The sequence below is a fragment of the Paraglaciecola sp. IT1134 genome, assembly GCF_058068185.1.
The window spans coordinates 3,833,428-3,852,383 of the sequence record NZ_CM176486.1 but is presented as its reverse complement, the minus strand read 5'-3'; the positions used below and the strand labels follow the sequence as shown (position 1 = coordinate 3,852,383).

Below are 18,956 nucleotides of genomic sequence, written 5' to 3'. Positions count from 1 at the left end.
ATTTGGCCAATATATTGGCTGTGCGCATGGCAGCTCAGGCGGCGAAGGGCATATACGTTATTAGAGGAACAGGGTGGAATTAATCCGCGGTTTACACAACCTTCGCGACAAACATCGGGGTTGTGTATTGACAATTGGCAAGTTTGACGGAGTCCACCTAGGTCACCAAGCGGTATTGAGCCAGGTGATCGTAAAAGCGCGAGAGCTGGGTTTGCCTTCTACCGTTATGGTGTTTGAACCCCAGCCTGAAGAGTTGTTCAATCCAACCCGGGCCCCGGCACGTCTGAGTCTGTTGCGTGACAAGTACATTCAACTTAAAGCCTTAGGGGTTGATCGGTTGTTGTGTATAAAATTCGACAGGCGTTTTGCTGCCTACAGTGCAGAATATTTTGTGCAGCAACTGCTGGTAGGCGATCTTGGGGTTAAATATTTAGTGGTGGGGGATGACTTTCGCTTTGGCAAAGGCCGGGTAGGGGATTTCGCCATGTTGCGGACCGAAGGGCAAAAATGTCAATTTGCCGTGGTCAGTACCCAAAGTTTTCGGGTAGAAAATTGCCGCATCAGTTCAACGGCAGTGCGTGATGCCTTACACAACGATGATTTTGTGCTGGCAGAAAAAATGTTGGGCAGACCCTTTACCATTGCCGGCAAAGTGTTACACGGCGACAAAAAAGGACGCACTATAGGTTTCCCCACCGCCAATTTATTGCTCAAGCGCTGCAAGGCGCCGATTAATGGCGTGTTTGCTGTGCAGGTTGATATAAATGGGCAGGAGTACGCTGGGGTGGCGAATATTGGCAGCCGACCAACGGTGAACGGCCAGCGTTCACAACTTGAAGTGCATATATTTGATTTTACTGGCAATCTTTATGGTCACTTTATTTCAGTGGCGATAAGGGTGAAATTGCGAGATGAGATCAAGTTTGATTCATTCGAATTTTTACATCAACAAATACAACGTGATGCCCAGCAAGCTAAACAGCTGATGGGTATTAACTAAAATTTAATAGTGACCAACGACGATTTTTGGATTTAGCAATCAATGAGCGATTATAAACATACTTTGAATTTACCTGAGACCGAGTTTCCCATGCGTGGCAACCTGGCTCAGCGCGAGCCCAAAATGTTACAGCAGTGGACCGAAAAGCAGCTGTATCACAAAATTCGTGCAGCTAAAAAAGGTAAACCAACCTTTATTTTGCATGACGGCCCTCCTTACGCCAATGGCGATATCCATATTGGTCATGCAGTAAATAAAATTCTCAAAGATGTGATCGTCAAAGCCAAAACGTTATCGGGCTTCGACGCCCCTTATGTGCCTGGTTGGGATTGTCACGGCTTGCCTATCGAATTGATGGTGGAAAAGAAAGTCGGTAAACCAGGCAAAAAAGTCACGGCGGCACAATTTAGACAAAAATGCCGGGAATATGCAGAAAAGCAAATTGCCGGGCAAAAAGCTGACTTTATTCGTCTTGGCGTTCTGGGGGAATGGGATAAGCCGTATAAAACCATGGATTACCAATCTGAAGCGGACATCATTCGCGAGCTGGGCAACATAGTGCGCTCAGGCCACCTTGAAAAAGGTTTCAAGCCTGTGCATTGGTGTACGGATTGCGGCTCGGCATTGGCAGAAGCCGAAGTGGAATATCAGGACAAAGTGTCCCCCTCCATAGATGTGCGTTTTGCAGTGTCAGATGAACAGGCTTTCTTGAACAGTTTTGACACACTTGCTAACAACGGCGGACAGGGCACTATTTCGGTGGTTATCTGGACCACTACGCCTTGGACATTACCGGCTAACCGCGCGGTCGCGCTTAACCCGGGCCTGGAATACAGTTTGGTGCAAGTCACGGGTATTCAAGGCCCCGAGCGTTTATTACTGGCCAGTGACTTACTTGAAGAATGTCTGCAACGTTTCGGCTTTAGTGAACATCAGGTATTGGCGGTGTGTTTGGGCCAGGCCCTTGAGAATCAGCAGGTTAACCACCCTTTTTATGATTTTACGGTGCCGCTGATCCTCGGTGATCACGTCACTACCGAGTCGGGCACGGGTTGTGTGCACACCGCGCCGGGCCACGGTGTGGAAGATTTCAATGTTGGGCGCAATTACCAGCTTGAAGTGGCCAACCCTGTGGGGGCCAATGGTGTATTTGTTGAAGGCACGGAGTTATTTGCCGGTGAACATGTATTCAAAGCCAATGAACATATAGTTGAGGTATTAGGCGAGCGTGGTGCCTTGATGCATCATCACAAATACAGCCATAGCTATCCACATTGCTGGCGCCATAAAACGCCGCTGATATTTCGAGCGACGCCACAGTGGTTTATTAGTATGGATAAAAATGGCTTACGCGCAGCATCCATCAAGGAAATTCATAAGACGCAGTGGATCCCCGAGTGGGGTGCCAGCCGCATTGAAAATATGGTGGCCGGTCGCCCGGATTGGTGTATCTCTCGTCAGCGTACCTGGGGCGTGCCCATCGCGCTGTTTGTACATCAAGATAGCGGCGCCTTGCATCCTGACACCGACAGGCTGATCGAAGAAGTCGCTGAAAAAGTCGCGTCACAAGGAATTCAAGCCTGGTGGGATATCGATAGCCGGGACATGCTCGGTGACGATGCCGATACCTATGTCAAAGTACTCGATACCCTGGATGTGTGGTTTGACTCGGGTGTAAGCCATTATTTTGTGGTTGACCGACGGGAAGATATTCCTGCCTCAGCAGATTTATACCTTGAGGGCTCGGATCAACACCGTGGCTGGTTTATGTCGTCCTTGATGACGTCAGTTGCGACCACCGGACATGCACCTTACAAACAAGTACTGACCCATGGATTTGTGGTCGATGGTAATGGCAAAAAGATGTCGAAGTCGTTGGGTAACACGGTTGCACCCCAACAAGTGACCAACAAACTTGGTGCGGATATTCTGCGATTGTGGGTAGCATCAACGGATTACCGTAGTGAAATTGCCGTTTCCGATGAAATTCTTAAACGTTCGGCAGATGCCTACCGGCGTATACGTAACACGGCCCGCTTCTTTTTGGCTAACTTAAATGGTTTTGATCCTAAAACAGATTTAGTGCCCTTTGATGACATGGTTGAACTGGATAAATGGGCCGTGAGTCGTGCCAATACTATTCAACAAGAAATTGTCCAGGCCTACGAGCAATATGATCTGCTCGCTGTGACCCAGAAATTAATGCATTTTTGTTCCATTGAAATGGGCAGTTTTTATCTGGATATTATTAAGGACCGCCAATACACGGCTAAGGGCGATAGCGTGGCACGTCGTTCCTGTCAAAGTGCGCTTTATCATATAGTCGAAGCGCTGGTTCGCTGGATGGCGCCCATAATGAGTTTTACTGCTCAGGAACTTTGGCAAGAAATGCCTTGGCAAGAAGATGAGTTTGTATTCACTGGCAACTGGTATCAGGGGTTGAGTGCCCAGCACGAGCAGACCCAATTCAACAATGCGTTCTGGTTGCAAGTCATGGCGGTTAAGGATGAGGTGAACCGCAGCATTGAACTGGCCAGAAAAGAAGGCACTATAGGTGGCTCACTCCAGGCTGAAGTCAAAATATTTGCCAATGCCGACCTCGCCCGCACCTTGGCAAAGTTGCAAGATGAATTACGTTTTGTGTTGATCACCTCCGCAGCGACAGTGGAGCAAGTGTCTGTTGCGCCTGAAAATGCACAAGTCACAGAGGTTCCGGGATTGTGGCTGCAGATCAGTGCCTCACAAGGACAGAAATGCACGCGCTGTTGGCATTACCGGGAAGATGTGGGTAACACCGCTGCTCACCCGGAATTATGTGACCGTTGTGTCACCAATGTCGATGGTGAGGGGGAGACTCGAGCCTATGCTTAATTTATTCAGACAAACGGGTATGCGTTTCTTGTGGCTGGCTGCGCTGGCATTTGTGCTCGATCAGCTAAGTAAACATTGGATTGTAGCCAACCTGGAACCTTACCAAGCCATCCAGTACACCTCCTTTTTTAATCTGACTCACGTCTATAATTATGGTGCCGCTTTTAGTTTTTTGAGTGATGCCGGAGGCTGGCAACGCTGGTTTTTTACCATCATTGCCTTTGGCGTCAGTGGTTTAATTTTGTGGTGGCTTAAAGAAACCAGCCGCAAACAGGTGTTATTGCCCGTGGCGTTTTCACTGATTTTGGGTGGCGCTTTGGGTAACGTTTATGATCGTATGATCCATGGTTACGTTATCGATTTTTTGGTATTTTATTATCAGGACTGGTACTGGCCAGCCTTCAATGTGGCTGACAGCGCCATATGTTTAGGGGCGATATTAATGATCGTCGACATGTTTACCAGCAAGGATAAAAAGCATGACTGATCAATCCCAAGTTATAGGTGAAAACAGTGAGGTCGTGCTGCATTTTGATTTAAAACTCGCCGATGGCTCTGCCGCCGACAGTACTAGAGTGGCTAACAAACCCGCCAAGTTACGCATAGGTGATGGCAATTTAACCCCAGGCTTCGAACAATGTTTACTGGGCTTGTGTGCAGGGGATAAAAAATCCTTTACCCTTGAGCCCAGCGAAGCGTTCGGCCAACCCAACCCGGATAATATTTATCATCTGGATCGCAGCAAATTCAGCACCGAAACGCCGGCCGAGGAAGGCATGATTATGGCCTTTTCCCAGCCTGATGGCAGTGAGTTACCAGGCATAGTTCGCTCGGTAGCCGGAGAGTCGGTCACGGTAGATTTTAATCATCCGCTGGCCGGGCAAACTATTACTTTTGACGTAGAAATTTTATCGGTTGTTTGAGTTTAGCTGTCTCAGGGGCCAAACTTGGATAACCGATTAACAGGAAAATATATGCAAATTCATCTGGCTAATCCCCGTGGCTTTTGTGCCGGTGTCGACCGCGCCATCACCATAGTCGAGCGCGCGTTGGAAATCTTTTCTCCCCCTATTTACGTGCGTCATGAAGTGGTTCATAACAAATTTGTGGTGGATGGGTTAAAGGCCCGAGGTGCGGTGTTTGTCGACGAATTAGGTGAAGTACCCGATAACAGTATTGTGATTTTCTCGGCCCATGGCGTGTCACAGGCAGTACGCAGCGAAGCATCTAGACGGGGTCTTAAGGTGTTTGATGCAACTTGTCCGCTGGTCACCAAGGTGCATATGGAAGTCATGCGCGCCAGTTCAAAAGGAACGGAATGTATATTGATTGGCCACCAAGGGCATCCTGAGGTGGAGGGGACTATGGGACAGTATGACAACGCCAAGGGCGGTATATATCTGGTTGAATCGGTATCTGACGTGGCAAGTTTAAGCGTTAAAAACCCCCAGGCCTTATATTATTGCAGCCAAACAACCCTGTCGGTTGATGACACCGCAGACGTCATCGACGCTTTACGTGAAAAATTTCCGGCGATTGAAGGGCCGCGCAAAGATGATATTTGTTATGCCACCCAAAATCGCCAGGATTCGGTACGCGAGTTATCCGCCGATTGTGACGTGTTGTTAGTGGTGGGAGCGCAAAATAGTTCTAACTCAAATAGATTGCGGGAGCTGGCAGAAAAAATTGGGGCCAAGGCCCACTTGATCGCCGATGCCAATTGCATTCAGCGTCAGTGGCTGCAAGGAGCCCAGCATATAGGCGTAACGGCTGGGGCCTCAGCCCCGGAAGTGTTGGTGCAGGGCGTCGTCGAGCGGCTCAAGGAGTGGGGGGCGGTCAGTGCCACGGAGCGTAGTGGACGAGCGGAAAATATTGAATTTGCCGTGCCTAAAGAGTTGCGGGTAAAACAAATAGTCTAGGGACTGATACCTTTATCCTAAAGCCGATAACCTTTGTACGCCTATAGTGAGTTAAGCTAAGTTTACCCGGTAGTATAAAAAGGTTCTCACACATTTCTACATTCAGTTTTCAACCAGCTAGTACGTTAGCGCTATCAACGCGCGGCAGGGTAGCGGGTATTGGCATGATAGAAGTGTTGGTGACGCTGTTTATCCTGTCTATCGGTTTGTTGGGTGTGGCATCGTTACAATTTGTCAGTGCTTTTTCTAATGCCGATGCGCTTAATCGTAGCCAATCGCTGTTGGTGGCCCAGCAATTTAGTGAGCGACTGCGTGCCAGTGCCAGCCTTTCAGCTACAGGGAATGGGCTGGTGGTGCACAATGACTACTTCAGTCCCGAGCTATACAATTTTACCAACTTGAGTTGCCCAGACGGCGGTACGCCGGAACAATGTTACTGTCTGGCCTTACCGGCTACTATTCCTGATTGCCATGCTAATCTGTGCAGTGCGGCGCAGTTCGCTGTATTTGATGCCTATGAGGTGTCGTGTGCGGCTACGTCTGCAAACCCCATTGTCAAGATTGGCTTGACCTGTAATGACAATAACCCGGCGGACGCCGATTTGTGCAGTGTGGGCTCGCGTCAGCGCATCATACTGTCCTGGCCTATCGAAAACTGGCAGGACAATCAAGGTATTCTTAATCCAGACTGCAATGTCGATCAACCTACTCCCCATGCTTGTATCATCCTGGACCCCACTTTGTGAGTGGCACCGGTAGTCATTCAATACGCACCAGCGCTGGCTTTAGTCTGGTTGAACTGATGATCGCCCTGGCTTTGGGGTTGGTGATCTCCGGGGCCGTTATTCAGGTGATGGTTAGCACCAGTGTCACTGAAAAACTAAACCGCTCGGTTGCATCGGTGCAGGAAAACGGCCGTTTTATCATCGCCAGGCTGCGCCGGGAAATCCTGATGACAGGGCGCTACGATCCACTGTCGGTGCAATTGAATCGCGATGTGGATACGGTGGAAGAAGCGGATTTTGTGCAAAATCATCCGATTTTGTTACCCAATGAGTTTGTATTGCAGCCCACGTTAGGTGCCATGCAGGGCAGTAATGGCGCCAACGATACCCTGGTCGTGGGTTTTCAAGGTAGTACGGATTGCCGCGGTAATAGCTTGGGGTATCCGCCAGGTACGGAGTTTTATGTCATCAACCAATATTTTGTCGAAGAAAATCAGCTTAAATGTCGGGGTTATGACGGTCGAGTGGTACGCGGCAAGACCCCTGCAAATATAGTTGTGGACAATATTGCCATCACTTTGCTTGACGATGTGTTCAGTTTTCAGGTGCTCTATGGCGTGACCAATCACGGGGTCAATGGCGATCATTCAGCCAAGCCAGTACGTTATGCCAGGGCAGATGAACTGGCGGCGGAGATTGCCAATAACAGCCAGGTAGTAGCGGTGCGTATCGCTCTTTTATTAAAGGGGGAAGGGGCGGTCAAGATCGCTCCTAAACCTAAAGTGAAACTGCTTAATGAACTAGCTATAGTCGCCAGCGAAGACGGATTGTTTAAACAGTTTGAAACCACTGTCACCCTTAGAAATATGAAGAATTTTATGCGGAACAGGAAATTATGAAACAAGATGGTTTAGTCATGGTATTCGCCTTATTGGTATTGATGAGCATTACGGTCTTGGGAGTCGCCTCGGTTTCAAGCAGCCTGTTGCAGAATAAGATGGCCAGTTCATTGCAAACCCAAACACTGGCATTTGATGCCGCAGAAGCAGCCATTGCGGGCGTGCTTTTTGAGTCAGAAGACAAGATTTTGCTAACCGACCCGTTACTGGATGATCCGCTAACAGATGCCAGACAGAGTGTGGCGATTGATCTGCAAAATCAACAGTTAAGCTGCCAGGAAGATCTAACCTGGACCAATCGCCAAGTCACAGCTGCTGGCTTGGTCGGTGGCAATCAACATACGGCCAACGGATCCTATGCTAACCGCCCACCCATGGATAGCTGGTCACGCACCGCTTATGTGCGCGAGCAAGCTTGTCTTGGCTCGAGTAACGTCATTGGCGGTAGTCATATAACTTGCCATATATTTATTATTAAAGGATGTGGTCAGCAGCAAGGTAGCCCACTGATCGTCGCCAATAGTCTAACTGCAGCGGTGTTTGCTCCTGCTTCACAGTAATGAGAAATATTATGATTTTATCACGCATGACAGGTCGACTTGGGGTTTTGGGCTGTATATTGGCTTGTTTCCTGGCTCAGGCTGATGATTTAGAAATCTATTTGGGCAGCGCCAGTGAGCTAGTCAAATACGATCCCAATGTGTTATTTATTATGGATACTTCGGGCAGTATGGCCGCCACCGATGGTACCGCAGAATCGCGTATGCTCAGGGTACAAAATGCTCTCAAACAGACCCTGAGTTCGGTGACCAACATTAATGCCGGGCTGATGCGCTTTTCCGATCTTGGGGGGCCAGTATTGTATCCAGTCAGAGCGATTGATCAAAGTGTAACGCCCGAGTTGATCGTACCCATCATTCAAGGCAGTGACGATGCTAACGAAATAAGTTCTGTGGTCAATTTGAGTGCCAATACCTTAACACTTACCCAAGGCACGGCCAGCGTCATCACTGGACTGCGTTATCAAAATATCAATGTGCCCCAAGGCGCGACAATAACCAGCGCCTATTTGCGTTTCACCTCAAAAAGTTTTAACAGCACCGCCACTACCCTGGTATTTAGTGCCGAGTTAACGCCTAACTCAACCACTTTTGCCGGTGGCAATAACAATCTTTCTGCACGCACCAAAACCCTCAGTGAAGTCACTTGGGACATCGGTAACGAATGGCCAGCCGCAGGAGAAACGGTGGCAACAGCTGATTTTACCCCTGTGTTACAAGAAGTGGTGGATCAAGCCGCCTGGTGTGGAGGCAACGCCTTGAGTTTACTTATCACTGGCACGGGCTTAAGCGCCGCTAGCGCTCGCATTGCAGAAGCCTTTGAGCAGGGAGGCGGATTGTCTCCCCAGTTAGTCGTAGTCTATGACGATTCAACGGCCACCGGATGTGTGCAAGGCAGCCTGACCTACCAAATAGATTCACAAAGAAATAATGCCGAAGAGAGAGCCGATGGCTATCAGTCTACCGGCAGTGAGCTAACGATTAATGCTTCTAGTAATACGTACATAGGTTTACGTTTTAGGCAGATCGCGTTGCCTCCAGGGGCGGTCATCAGCAATGCCTATCTGGAATTTAGCGCCTATCAGAATAGTTCATCTAGTTCGGCATCCTTAGTGATCCAGGCGGCCAATGAAGCAGATCCCGGCAGTTTCAAAAAATATCCCAGGTACCTGTTGCGCGACAAGGCAAAAACCACAGCCGTGACCTGGAGTGCCATCCCCACATGGTATCGAAACACCAGTTATCGCACTCCGTCGCTGAAAAGCATAGTGCAACAATTGGTCGATCGCCCCGACTGGCTGCGTAATAACGACATGTTATTTATTTTATCTGATTTTATCGGTAGCCGCGGCGCCTATACCTATTCAGGCCGACCTTCAGGCGCGGCAAAACTGATCATTGAATACCAAGGCCAGGCGACGCCGAGCAATACGTCGACCGTACGCCAGCATCTGATCAGCAAGGTCGATGAACTCAGTGCTAGCGGCTATACCCCTATCGTAGATACGCTTTACGAGGCGGCACTATACTACGGTGGCAAAGCGGTTGATTATGGATTACGCCGAGGTGATTACTCGGTGAGTAATACCGTCAGGCGCAATACAAGAGTCAGCCACAGGCTGTCTTACACTGGTCTGAACGCTGACTTACCAGCGGGGTGTGAAGCAGATAACTTAAGCTCTTCGGCCTGTATTGAACAGAGTATTCCCGCCGGGGCAGCTTATATCTCGCCTGTCGTCGACCGCCAATGTCAGACCAATAATCATATAGTGTTGTTGTCCGATGGTGCGGCCAACAATAATCATAGCGTGGGTAAAATTGAATCCCTGTTGGCGGCGTCCTGCTCGGGCAGTGGTGGCGAAAAATGCGGGTTGAATCTAGTTAAAAATATCGGCGATACTGAAGATACGGTCATCGGTAGCCGGGTCGTGACCCACACCATAGGTTTTGCCGCTAGCGCTCAGGCGAACAGTTTTTTAAATCAGTTGGCTTTACAAGGGGGCGGCGGTTTCTATCAGGCAGAGAATAGCCTGCAGTTGGTCAGTGCATTTCAATCTATTTTAAAAACAGTCAAAGACGTTAACGCAACTTTTGTTTCTCCTGGCGTTGCAGTGAACCAACTCAATCGTTTAACTCATAAAGACGAGTTGTACTTTGCGTTATTCAAGCCTGCTGAAGGGAATGTATGGCCAGGTAATCTGAAAAAATACAAAATCGATGGCGATACGATTTTGGATAAAAATGGCTTACCCGCTATAGATGAGGGCAATGGATTCTTCTCTGAAAATTCGCATAGTTATTGGTCTGTACTGGTCGATGGCAATGATGTCCGTCAAGGCGGTGCCGCTAGCCGAATGGATCTAATGCGTAATATGTATGTATTTAATGCGTTGGGTAACATCGCTACCAGTGCCAATATAGTTCATGAAAGCAACAGCAACATCACCCTGCAACAGCTGGGCATAGAGGCGCTGCCCGATGCCGCTACCGTGCGTTCAAATTTGTTACAATGGGTACGGGGAGTGGATCTTAAAGATGATGATGGCGATGGCTTAACGAACGATGTGCGTCTGCAAATGGGCGACCCTATTCATTCCCAGCCGGTGATTGTTAATTATTCGCCGACGGATAGCGCCATACTGGTAGCCACTAACCAAGGATTTTTACATTCCTTTGATTCCCAAACCGGTGATGAAAACTTTGCCATCATCCCGCAACAATTATTGACTAATCTGCATGACTTTTATCGGGATACATCGAGCCTTGAGCATATTTATGGCCTGGACGGTGACCTGGTATTGCGTCAAGTGGATGCCAAAACTTATTTGTATTTAGGCATGCGCAGGGGCGGTCGAAATTACTACGCCTTTGATATTTCAAGTAAAACTGCACCAATTTTAGTGCATCAAATCCAGGGGGGCAGCCCGGGCTTTGAAAAGCTGGGGCAAACCTGGTCTAGGCCAACCCTGAGTAAAATTCGCCTCGGGGCAACCGTCAGAAATGTCATGATCTTCGGTGGTGGTTATGATCCTGAACAGGATAATAAGGCAGTGCGCAGCGCCGATACAGTGGGCAATGCCGTATTTATCGTGGATGCAGACAGCGGCCAGCTTATCTGGTCTGCGAGCAACGCGGGTGCCAACTTACTCTTGCCCGACATGCAATACAGTGTCCCGGCAAGAGTGTCGGTAATTGATCGGGATAATGATGGATTTGCCGATCATATGTATGTGGCGGATACAGGGGGTCAGTTATTTCGCCTGGATATCCATAACGGCAACAGCCTGAGCGAATTGGTCAGCGGCGGATTACTGGCCAGTTTAGGGGGCGATACGGACGAGCAGAACAGACGTTTCTATTATGCACCGGATGTGTCAGAGATCAGTACCGGTGATCAACATTTTTACGCTGTAGCCATAGGGTCAGGATATCGCGCCCATCCTCTGAACGCGCAAATTAACGACAGCTTTTATATGATCAAAGACTTTGGTGTATTTAATCTCGACCAGTATGGCAATTATAGTTTGCCTGCTAGTGGCTTCACCACCGTCGACTTGTATGATGCAACTGACCATTTACTGACATCCGCCGTCAGTAGCGAACAACAATATCAAGCAGAATTGTTTGCTTCCCGATCAGGCTGGTTGGTGAGGCTAGCCGCGGGAGGGGAGAAAGTATTGGCATCGCCTTTAATACTGAATTATCAGGTGTTTTTCACTACTTACTTACCCGCTACCGCTAACGACAGTCTCTGTGCACCGCCTACGGGCAATGGCCGAGCTTATCTGGTGGAGCTGATCAATGGCAATGCGGTAGTCGATATGGATCACGATGGTATAGGGGAGCACGTTGACCGCTACGCACAGTTAAAACAAACGGGAATTGCGCCGGATAGCAAAATTCTGATCGAAGATATATTGCAGCCTGTGGTGTGCTTAGGCACGGAGTGTGCTTCAGCCGTGATTCAAATCGATGAAAACGGCAATGAAGTGGCCTGTGGCTCTGCCTTTGCTTGTCTTTCGCAGAATATTTATGGGCGCTTCGAAAGGGTACAAAAAAGCAGTTGGAAAACTGAAACGGAAAGGCAAAATTAATGAATATAAAAATGCAGACGTCTATCCCGGTGCAAGGGGGATTTTCATTAGTAGAATTGATGGTCGCGGTGAGCATTGTGGCCATTATTAGCATGCTCGCTTATCCGAGTTACCAGAGTTATTTGCAAAACAGCAAACGCGGTGCTGCCCAAGCGGATTTAATGGCTTTTGCTGGCACCATGGAGCGCCACAAGACGGCTAATTTCACTTACGCCGGTGCAGCCTTGGCGGGAGCGAATACGGGTAAGCCAGCCATTTTTTCCGACCATTCTCCCGCCAGAGAACCAGCAGCGAATAAACAGTATGATTTAGTTATTGAAAGTGTGTCGGCCACGGGCACAGCTTACCGGCTCAAAGCGACCCCAGTTAGCGGCGACAATGGTACATTATATTTTTATAGTGATGGGCGAAAAGCCTGGGATCAAAACAATGATGCTATCTTGGCCAACGCAGAATATTGCTGGCGTTGTTAGAGCCACTGGTACCAAAAGCTAGGTTAGCTGCAACTTAAGGGGACGCCATTCATATCTTCATGGATGCCGTTTTTATCGCTATCGATACTGGTTTTAACCCGGCCTTGCAGGCTTATTAACAAGGCCCTGGCTTGGGAAGTGGCACCTGTTTGCGAGCAAAATACTATTTTGGCCGGGGTGTTAGTGGCACCATTGGCTAAAAATCTCAGTGCAATTGCCGGACCTGTGACTACACTGGGTGCGCTTACGGCGCTTTTGGCCACTAACAATTCTTCATTTTCATTGCGTCGTCCGTCGGCGTTGCTGTCGACGAACACGATTTTACCTTGCTGCCAATTAGTGTTGCAAGTAGCAAAATCACTGGAAGGACAAAGGATGGTGTCTATTTGCTGATCTATCGCGTGGCTGCGGGCATATTGCACCACGGCACTAAGTTCGTTCATCTGGGCGGTAATACTATTTTTGATGAGCATGCTTTGCATGCTAGGTGCCACAGTAGTGGCCAGCACACCTACTATGCTCACTGATATCATCAACTCTATTAGCGTAACGCCGGTTTGTTTAGATAATAACTGCAAGGAGTGCCCAATCTTTTTGCAAAAGATAACAGCATACAGGTTTTTATCTATTTTAAGGTATAGCCGCTGGCCCTAAGGTATTAGCTTCAGATGGCTTGTCATTGCCAGCAGTCCCGGGGGACTTTTGTCATGCTTTGGTCGACGGACAGTACCCTACACTGTGTATCCAATATTTGGCTATTGATCGCAGTGGCACTTAGCGTGAAAGTGACCGGACTTACATTTTCCACGGAGAAACGATAAAACTCACTGCTTGGCAGGCCTAGCTGATCGGTATTGGCGTATCGGGGCTGTGCGATACGATAAACCTCCTGTTGGATATGCAATTGCAACAAATGCGTCATCCCCTCATCTCTGCGACTATGCTGGATCTGTTGTTGATAGCTGGGCATAGCCAACATTAACAGGATACCGACAATCGCCACTACTATCATCAATTCCAACAAGGTCACCCCACGTTCCGTCTGGGTCTGCATTTATCCGTCACTTATCTTTTTGCCAAATTGAACTATATTTATAAACCTGAATGACTGAAGTCGCCATGTCAATCGAGTTTTTGGGGTTGATGGCATGGGGTGAATTGACACGGAAGACAAATGAACGCTCAACATGGAATGTCTTTATTAGAGCTGATGGTTATTATTTCCATCACTATGTTATTGGTTACTATCGGTGCCCCAGCCTGGCTGTCTGCCAAGGATGATCTGCAACTCAAACACGCTATTGAAGCTAGCTATTTTCTTATGCAACATGGCCGATCCTCAGCTATCGCCTCTGGAAACGATGTCTTCGCCACATTCACCCCTGGGCCTAACTGGTGCCTGGGCCTAAATGTGGCCGCACCGTGCGAATGTGCAATAGCCGGTAGTTGTCGCCTCAATGCATTGGATATGCGGGTTTCTCAGCAGGATTTCACCACTGTATCTCTTACCAATCTGCGTTTTGGCGTTGACACCAGTGCCGTATTTGACGGCGCTCGTGGTATTGCTATGGGCAACGCCGGCTCTGTGGTATTTAGCGACAATGAGACCCAGGCAAAATTAATTGTTAGTAACCTTGGGCGAGTCAGGATCTGTATTTCGGCAGGCGAGCTTGGAGGGTATCCGCCATGTTAGTCGATTTAAGACAACAAGCTGGCAGCAGTCTGGTAGAGATGATGATTGCAATGGTACTGGGCTTGTCCTCCTTATCTGCGTTGTGCTCTTTTGTTGGTTATGGGGTAGGGGTTAACGCCAGACTACTGACTAGCTCGAGATTAAACGAGGAAGTTAAGGCCATCAGCACTCTAATGAGCAGAGATATTTCCCGGGCGGGTTTCGACGGACTGACCAGTCAACAGGTGACCCACCCAGGGGAAAATGAACGGCCCTTTGTTGATTCGGTGTCACTGTCGGCTTATCCAGGAGAATCTCCAAATAGCTGCATCGTATTTACTTATGATCGCAATCACAATGGCGTGCTGGATACTGTGGATGGCAACGAGAACTATGGTTATCGATTGCATGACCAGGCTATAGAGATGAGAGTAGACGGCGCAGCTTGCGACTCAGGCGGCTGGCAAGATCTAACCGATAACCAGGTTGTGCGAATTGTCAGCTTGCAATTTAGGCTTCACGAACAACAGGCAGGAGCGGTTAGGCAATCTCAAGTCGCTCTGTTACTGGTAGCCAATCTAGTCAAAGACAGCGACATTTCACGCCAGGTGAATATTCGTTTTGCAGTCAACAATCATGACTTGTAAATTGCAAAAGCAAGACCGGCATGACGGGCAACGAGGCGCAATGTTAATCGTCAGTGTCACCTTGCTGTTGACGTTAATCACTCTGGTAACCCTGCATACCAGTAGAGTGAAATCCCTCGAATATAAAATTATTCTCAATAATCAAAATTATATCCAGGCCAAGGCCGCCGCTAAGGCAGGGCTGGCCCATGGTTTCACCCTTGCTAAACAGGATGTAAATTGGTTAGGTGAGGCGAAATCCCTGACACTGGGAGCCAGCGGACGCGCTGGTGTGTCTGCAGTATTTGAAGATATCCCTCGAAATACCCTGACATTGCGGCTATTTACAATTAGTGCCACTGGTTTTTCCAGTGATGGCCTGGCACAAGTCACAATGAGTGAGCAAGGATTACGTTTTCCGTTAGTTGGCGTCATTCCGCCGGCCCCGCTGATCAGTGCAAAAAAATTAACTGAGGATCTTGGCTTGCAACTGGGAGCCAATCCAAACGGCGGGGCCCCGGGGGTACCTATTTCACTGTGGGCTGGACAGCCGAGTGTTCTTTCTGTCAGTGACGCCCACACTTGTGCTTTGCAAGCCTTTGATGAAAAACGTTGCCAACTGGATGGTTATGCCACTTTGGGCCAAGCCGATGCAGACATTGTCGATAACGGCGCAGATTTCCCGCCTGACTTACTGAAATACCTGTTTAATATTACCAGCGAAGACTGGCCATTACTTAAAGCTGACGCGGATGTGATCAGTGATCATTGTGCACAACTGCCTTGGCAACAGGCACCCTACATCTGGGTCTTGGGCGATTGTCATTTGTCCCACGGTCAAACTATTGGCTCCCCTGATCACCCAGTGGTACTGATTGTTGAATCGGGTAATCTGACTATGGCCAGCACCAGCATGATTTTTGGCTTGGTTTTAATGTTTCGCCCGGCTGATATTCTGCATGCCTATGGGGTAAGTATGGAAGTTGGCGCTTATGTCAGCGGTGCATTGGTCACTAATCAATCCTTGCATGATGCAGGAAGCTATATTCGGGTCCGCTACCACTTAGGGGTGTTAAGTGCCCTGATGCAGAATGACAATCTGCAGCGCCTGGCTCGTGTGCCCGGCAGTTGGCGAGATTTTTAACCGTGAACAATCAGGGTTTCAGTTTACTCGAAGTGTTGGTGGCCTGCGGCATTATGTTACTTGGGGTAACGGGTTATGTGAGCTTACAAAGCCAGTATATTCGTTTGGACAGCAGCTTAAATATGCGTCAGCATGCGCTTTATCTTGCTCAGGAAAAACTGGACGATTTACAAAGTTTTGCTGCCTTGCAAACTCACCAGGGTGTCTCGGCTTACAGCTATATAGCCACTGACAGTGGTGGCTTGATTGCTGCTGGGGATGTTCAGGTGAGATTAAGTGCTCAACCCCAACATGAGATGGTATTTTCCAGACATTGGCAGGTGACTAACAGGTATTATATCGATACCGATGACGACCAAATTCCCGACAGTTGGTTAGAGCAGGGCTCCCTCAATTTACCGAATTTGTTACCTGTTATGGCCCCCCAAAAACGCTTGGTAGTGACCGTTAGCTGGCAAGGATATCAAGGGCATACACTAACGGTTACATTGGGCAGCTATTTGTCACCGGTTGGTATCGGTGCCGGTGCGCAAATTGACAATCAGGGGTTAGGGTCTAAGACAAGGCCCGAGGTTAGTTTCACCTCTTTACCGTCGGCGGATAATTTTCCTCTAGCTGTTACCCCTGAGCAATTTATGCAAACTTCCTCACCCCAGGTTCGACTCAATGGGGATAAGGCCACCGTCAATTTCTCCCACACCAACTTTACTGAACACTTGCCTATCCGCCTCCAGCAACAAAAACAAAGCCTGTTAGTGACCGATTGCCTGTGTGCCCTGACTTATCGCGGGTTGGGCATGACGCCTGCCATGATCACCTTAGAGGGCGACAGGCAAATAGTGGAGCCAGGACAATGGACAACTAAATTGACCGGCCAACCGGTAGACACGGTACAGTCTGAGCAATGCGTCCAGTGCTGTCGGGATCATCACGACACAGACGCCATGGTAAAAGCAGATAAATATTATCGCACTGAACAAAGTGCCGCCCATAAGCATTATAACCGTTCACAAGACGGTACTTATCGTTTGGCGTCAAACGAGGGAGATGAATATCAGGAGGTCTGTCACTTCAAGCGTCAAGATGGTTTTTATCAAATATTTGCCGATTTGCAGTTATTGGCAGTGACTGAATTGCCCCCGGGTTATTTGGATCAGCAAAATAAGCGCAATATTTATATGCAATTCATTCAACAAAAAATTGCTGCCACCGTGACTGGCAGTAATCAGCTTGAAATACCAAGTGCAAGAACCCATGCAGGCAATACAGTGAGTCATCAATTTGTGGCCCGAGCTTTGTACATAGAGCGCCTGAAAGCGGTGGATAGGCACAAACTGGCCCGACTAATAAATCAGGATGATTCGGATTGGCTGGCCTTGACGCCGTATTTTGATTTAAATGTGACTTTGTTAGCAAACTGGGTCTCATCCGATGAGGAAGTTGCTACTGTGACTAGCCAAGTCTTGCAAAATATAACAAATCCACGGCAGGATTATTATGCGAGTTATAGTAGGGGATGGGTGCAGGGCGTTAAGGTGGGCACTAGCCTAATCAGCGTATCGTTAGCGCAAGGCAATGCAGGTCTGGTTGCGGGTTTCCCGTTATCGCCTTTCGATGTCTTGCAGGTGTTAAGTGGTGATGGTGTGCTGCTAACGGTCAGGCCTTAGGCAAGCGCACTGCCGAATATTGAAATTGCCACAGATTTATCCGAAATTATCGCGGTATTTTGGTGAAAAATTAATTATCATAAAGTTATCCAGCAACAGTGAGACAAAACATGCACAAGCAAGCGGTTATTGATGAGATGCGCGTTATACCGGAAATAGATGTGGAATATGAAGTTACCCGGCGCGTGAATTTCATCAAGACACAGTTAAAAGCTTCAGGTTTGACAACGCTGGTATTAGGCATTAGCGGTGGCATAGATTCATGCACTTTGGGTCGCTTGGCGCAACTTGCCATCAATCAGTTAAATGCCGGGCAAAAACAAGAATACCAGTTTGTTGCCGTACGCCTGCCTTATAACGTGCAGGCGGATGAAGCGGATGCGCAAGCTTCAATTGATTTTATTCAACCCAGTCATTCCTTGTGTGTCAATGTACAGCCAGGGGCAGACGCTATTGATCAACAGACCTGCGAGGCATTGGCGGGGGTAGGATTATTGCCTGACAGCCCGGGTAAACAAGATTTTGTCAAAGGCAATGTTAAAGCGCGGACCCGTATGATCATTCAATATGAGATTGCCGGATTGTTAGACGGACTTGTGTTAGGTACTGATCATTCTGCGGAAAATATCACTGGTTTTTATACCAAATATGGTGATGGTGCCTGTGATCTGGCACCATTATTTGGTTTAAATAAGCGACAAGTGCGCCAGGTCGCTTTATATTTGGGCGCCCCCTTAACTGTGGTGTACAAAGCGCCTATGGCGGATCTTGAAAACCTAGCACCGCAAAAATCCGATGAGGCGGCTTTAGGTATGAGTTACGACGATATTGATGATTTTCTGGAAGGAAAACCAGTGGCACTGCAAATTTCCCAGCGTTTATTGGATATCTATCACAAAACCCAGCATAAACGTGTGCCCATCCCCAATATATATGATTAACAGCCTCACCAGGAGAACGACAAATGAAGAAAATTGAAGCCATTATCAAACCCTTCAAAATGGATGACGTGCGCGAAGCACTCGCTGAGGTCGGTGTCAGCGGTATGACAGTAACAGAAGTAAAAGGTTTTGGTCGCCAAAAAGGCCATACCGAGCTGTATCGCGGGGCCGAATATAACGTGGATTTTTTACCTAAAATGAAGCTTGAGGTCATACTTCCCGATGATCAGCTGGAATTGGCGATAGAAGCTATACTGAAAACTGCCCAAACCGGTAAAATTGGCGATGGCAAAATTTTTGTGTATGACGTCGAGCGGGTTATCCGCATTCGCACCGGAGAAGAAAATGAAGATGCGGTTTAGAAA

Annotated in this window: 18 protein-coding genes; 16 read left to right on the top strand and 2 right to left on the bottom strand. The window is 48.3% G+C overall.

What is annotated here, in order from left to right; translation table 11 throughout:
• The first annotated feature begins 73 nt into the window (after positions 1-73).
• The 10 genes from ribF to AC3RV5_RS16785 all read left to right on the top strand — a co-directional run bounded on the left by ribF (position 74) and on the right by AC3RV5_RS16785 (position 12,541).
• Positions 74-1,000, top strand: a complete 927-nt coding sequence (gene ribF / locus AC3RV5_RS16830) for a bifunctional riboflavin kinase/FAD synthetase (protein ID WP_489728745.1) — start codon at positions 74-76, stop codon at positions 998-1,000.
• A 42-nt stretch (positions 1,001-1,042) separates the two neighbouring features.
• On the top strand, positions 1,043-3,871 hold the full coding sequence (gene ileS / locus AC3RV5_RS16825) for an isoleucine--tRNA ligase (protein WP_489728744.1): 2,829 nt from the start codon (positions 1,043-1,045) through the stop codon (positions 3,869-3,871).
• Positions 3,864-4,358: a signal peptidase II gene (lspA, locus tag AC3RV5_RS16820; protein WP_489728743.1), complete on the top strand. Its 495-nt coding sequence runs from the start codon at positions 3,864-3,866 to the stop codon at positions 4,356-4,358. The genes ileS and lspA overlap by 8 nt, the downstream gene beginning before the upstream one ends.
• Complete coding sequence (gene fkpB, locus AC3RV5_RS16815; protein WP_489728742.1) at positions 4,351-4,794, top strand: FKBP-type peptidyl-prolyl cis-trans isomerase; 444 nt, start codon at positions 4,351-4,353, stop codon at positions 4,792-4,794. The genes lspA and fkpB overlap by 8 nt, the downstream gene beginning before the upstream one ends.
• Before the next feature lie 51 nt (positions 4,795-4,845).
• Positions 4,846-5,790, top strand: coding sequence for a 4-hydroxy-3-methylbut-2-enyl diphosphate reductase (gene ispH / locus AC3RV5_RS16810; protein ID WP_489728741.1), 945 nt, complete (start codon positions 4,846-4,848; stop codon positions 5,788-5,790).
• A gap of 164 nt (positions 5,791-5,954) precedes the next feature.
• On the top strand, positions 5,955-6,536 hold the full coding sequence (locus AC3RV5_RS16805) for a pilus assembly protein PilV (RefSeq protein ID WP_489728740.1): 582 nt from the start codon (positions 5,955-5,957) through the stop codon (positions 6,534-6,536).
• Positions 6,537-6,592: 56 nt separating this feature from the next.
• A complete protein-coding gene (locus tag AC3RV5_RS16800; RefSeq protein WP_489732191.1) occupies positions 6,593-7,414 on the top strand; it encodes a PilW family protein in 822 nt (273 codons plus the stop codon).
• Entirely contained in the window at positions 7,411-7,974 is a 564-nt protein-coding gene (locus AC3RV5_RS16795) for a pilus assembly PilX family protein (RefSeq protein WP_489728739.1), read from the top strand. Before AC3RV5_RS16800 ends, AC3RV5_RS16795 begins: the two co-directional genes overlap by 4 nt.
• 26 nt (positions 7,975-8,000) lie before the next feature.
• Entirely contained in the window at positions 8,001-12,068 is a 4,068-nt protein-coding gene (locus AC3RV5_RS16790) for a pilus assembly protein (RefSeq protein WP_489732190.1), read from the top strand.
• Complete coding sequence (locus tag AC3RV5_RS16785; RefSeq protein WP_489728738.1) at positions 12,068-12,541, top strand: type IV pilin protein; 474 nt, start codon at positions 12,068-12,070, stop codon at positions 12,539-12,541. The genes AC3RV5_RS16790 and AC3RV5_RS16785 overlap by 1 nt, the downstream gene beginning before the upstream one ends.
• Positions 12,542-12,564: 23 nt before the next feature.
• On the opposite strand, the gene AC3RV5_RS16780 is transcribed toward AC3RV5_RS16785, so the two are convergent.
• Positions 12,565-13,119, bottom strand: coding sequence for a GspH/FimT family pseudopilin (locus AC3RV5_RS16780; RefSeq protein WP_489728737.1), 555 nt, complete (start codon positions 13,117-13,119; stop codon positions 12,565-12,567).
• 98 nt (positions 13,120-13,217) lie between these two features.
• Positions 13,218-13,595 carry a type IV pilin protein gene (locus AC3RV5_RS16775; RefSeq protein WP_489728736.1) on the bottom strand — a complete coding sequence of 126 codons (378 nt, stop codon included), beginning with the start codon at positions 13,593-13,595 and terminating at the stop codon, positions 13,218-13,220.
• A gap of 120 nt (positions 13,596-13,715) precedes the next feature.
• On the opposite strand from AC3RV5_RS16775, the gene AC3RV5_RS16770 reads away from it, so the two are divergent.
• The 6 genes from AC3RV5_RS16770 (at position 13,716) to glnB (ending at position 18,953) form a co-directional block, all read left to right on the top strand.
• Entirely contained in the window at positions 13,716-14,234 is a 519-nt protein-coding gene (locus AC3RV5_RS16770; RefSeq protein ID WP_489728735.1) for a GspH/FimT family pseudopilin, read from the top strand.
• Positions 14,228-14,860 carry a prepilin-type N-terminal cleavage/methylation domain-containing protein gene (locus AC3RV5_RS16765; RefSeq protein ID WP_489728734.1) on the top strand — a complete coding sequence of 211 codons (633 nt, stop codon included), beginning with the start codon at positions 14,228-14,230 and terminating at the stop codon, positions 14,858-14,860. Before AC3RV5_RS16770 ends, AC3RV5_RS16765 begins: the two co-directional genes overlap by 7 nt.
• Complete coding sequence (locus AC3RV5_RS16760) at positions 14,850-15,983, top strand: PilX N-terminal domain-containing pilus assembly protein (RefSeq protein ID WP_489728733.1); 1,134 nt, start codon at positions 14,850-14,852, stop codon at positions 15,981-15,983. Before AC3RV5_RS16765 ends, AC3RV5_RS16760 begins: the two co-directional genes overlap by 11 nt.
• Positions 15,984-15,985: 2 nt before the next feature.
• Positions 15,986-17,650, top strand: a complete 1,665-nt coding sequence (locus tag AC3RV5_RS16755; RefSeq protein ID WP_489728732.1) for a type IV pilus modification PilV family protein — start codon at positions 15,986-15,988, stop codon at positions 17,648-17,650.
• A gap of 110 nt (positions 17,651-17,760) precedes the next feature.
• Positions 17,761-18,591, top strand: coding sequence for an NAD(+) synthase (gene nadE / locus AC3RV5_RS16750; RefSeq protein WP_489728731.1), 831 nt, complete (start codon positions 17,761-17,763; stop codon positions 18,589-18,591).
• Positions 18,592-18,614: 23 nt separating this feature from the next.
• Positions 18,615-18,953 carry a nitrogen regulatory protein P-II gene (gene glnB / locus AC3RV5_RS16745; protein WP_489728730.1) on the top strand — a complete coding sequence of 113 codons (339 nt, stop codon included), beginning with the start codon at positions 18,615-18,617 and terminating at the stop codon, positions 18,951-18,953.
• Positions 18,954-18,956 lie beyond the last annotated feature (3 nt).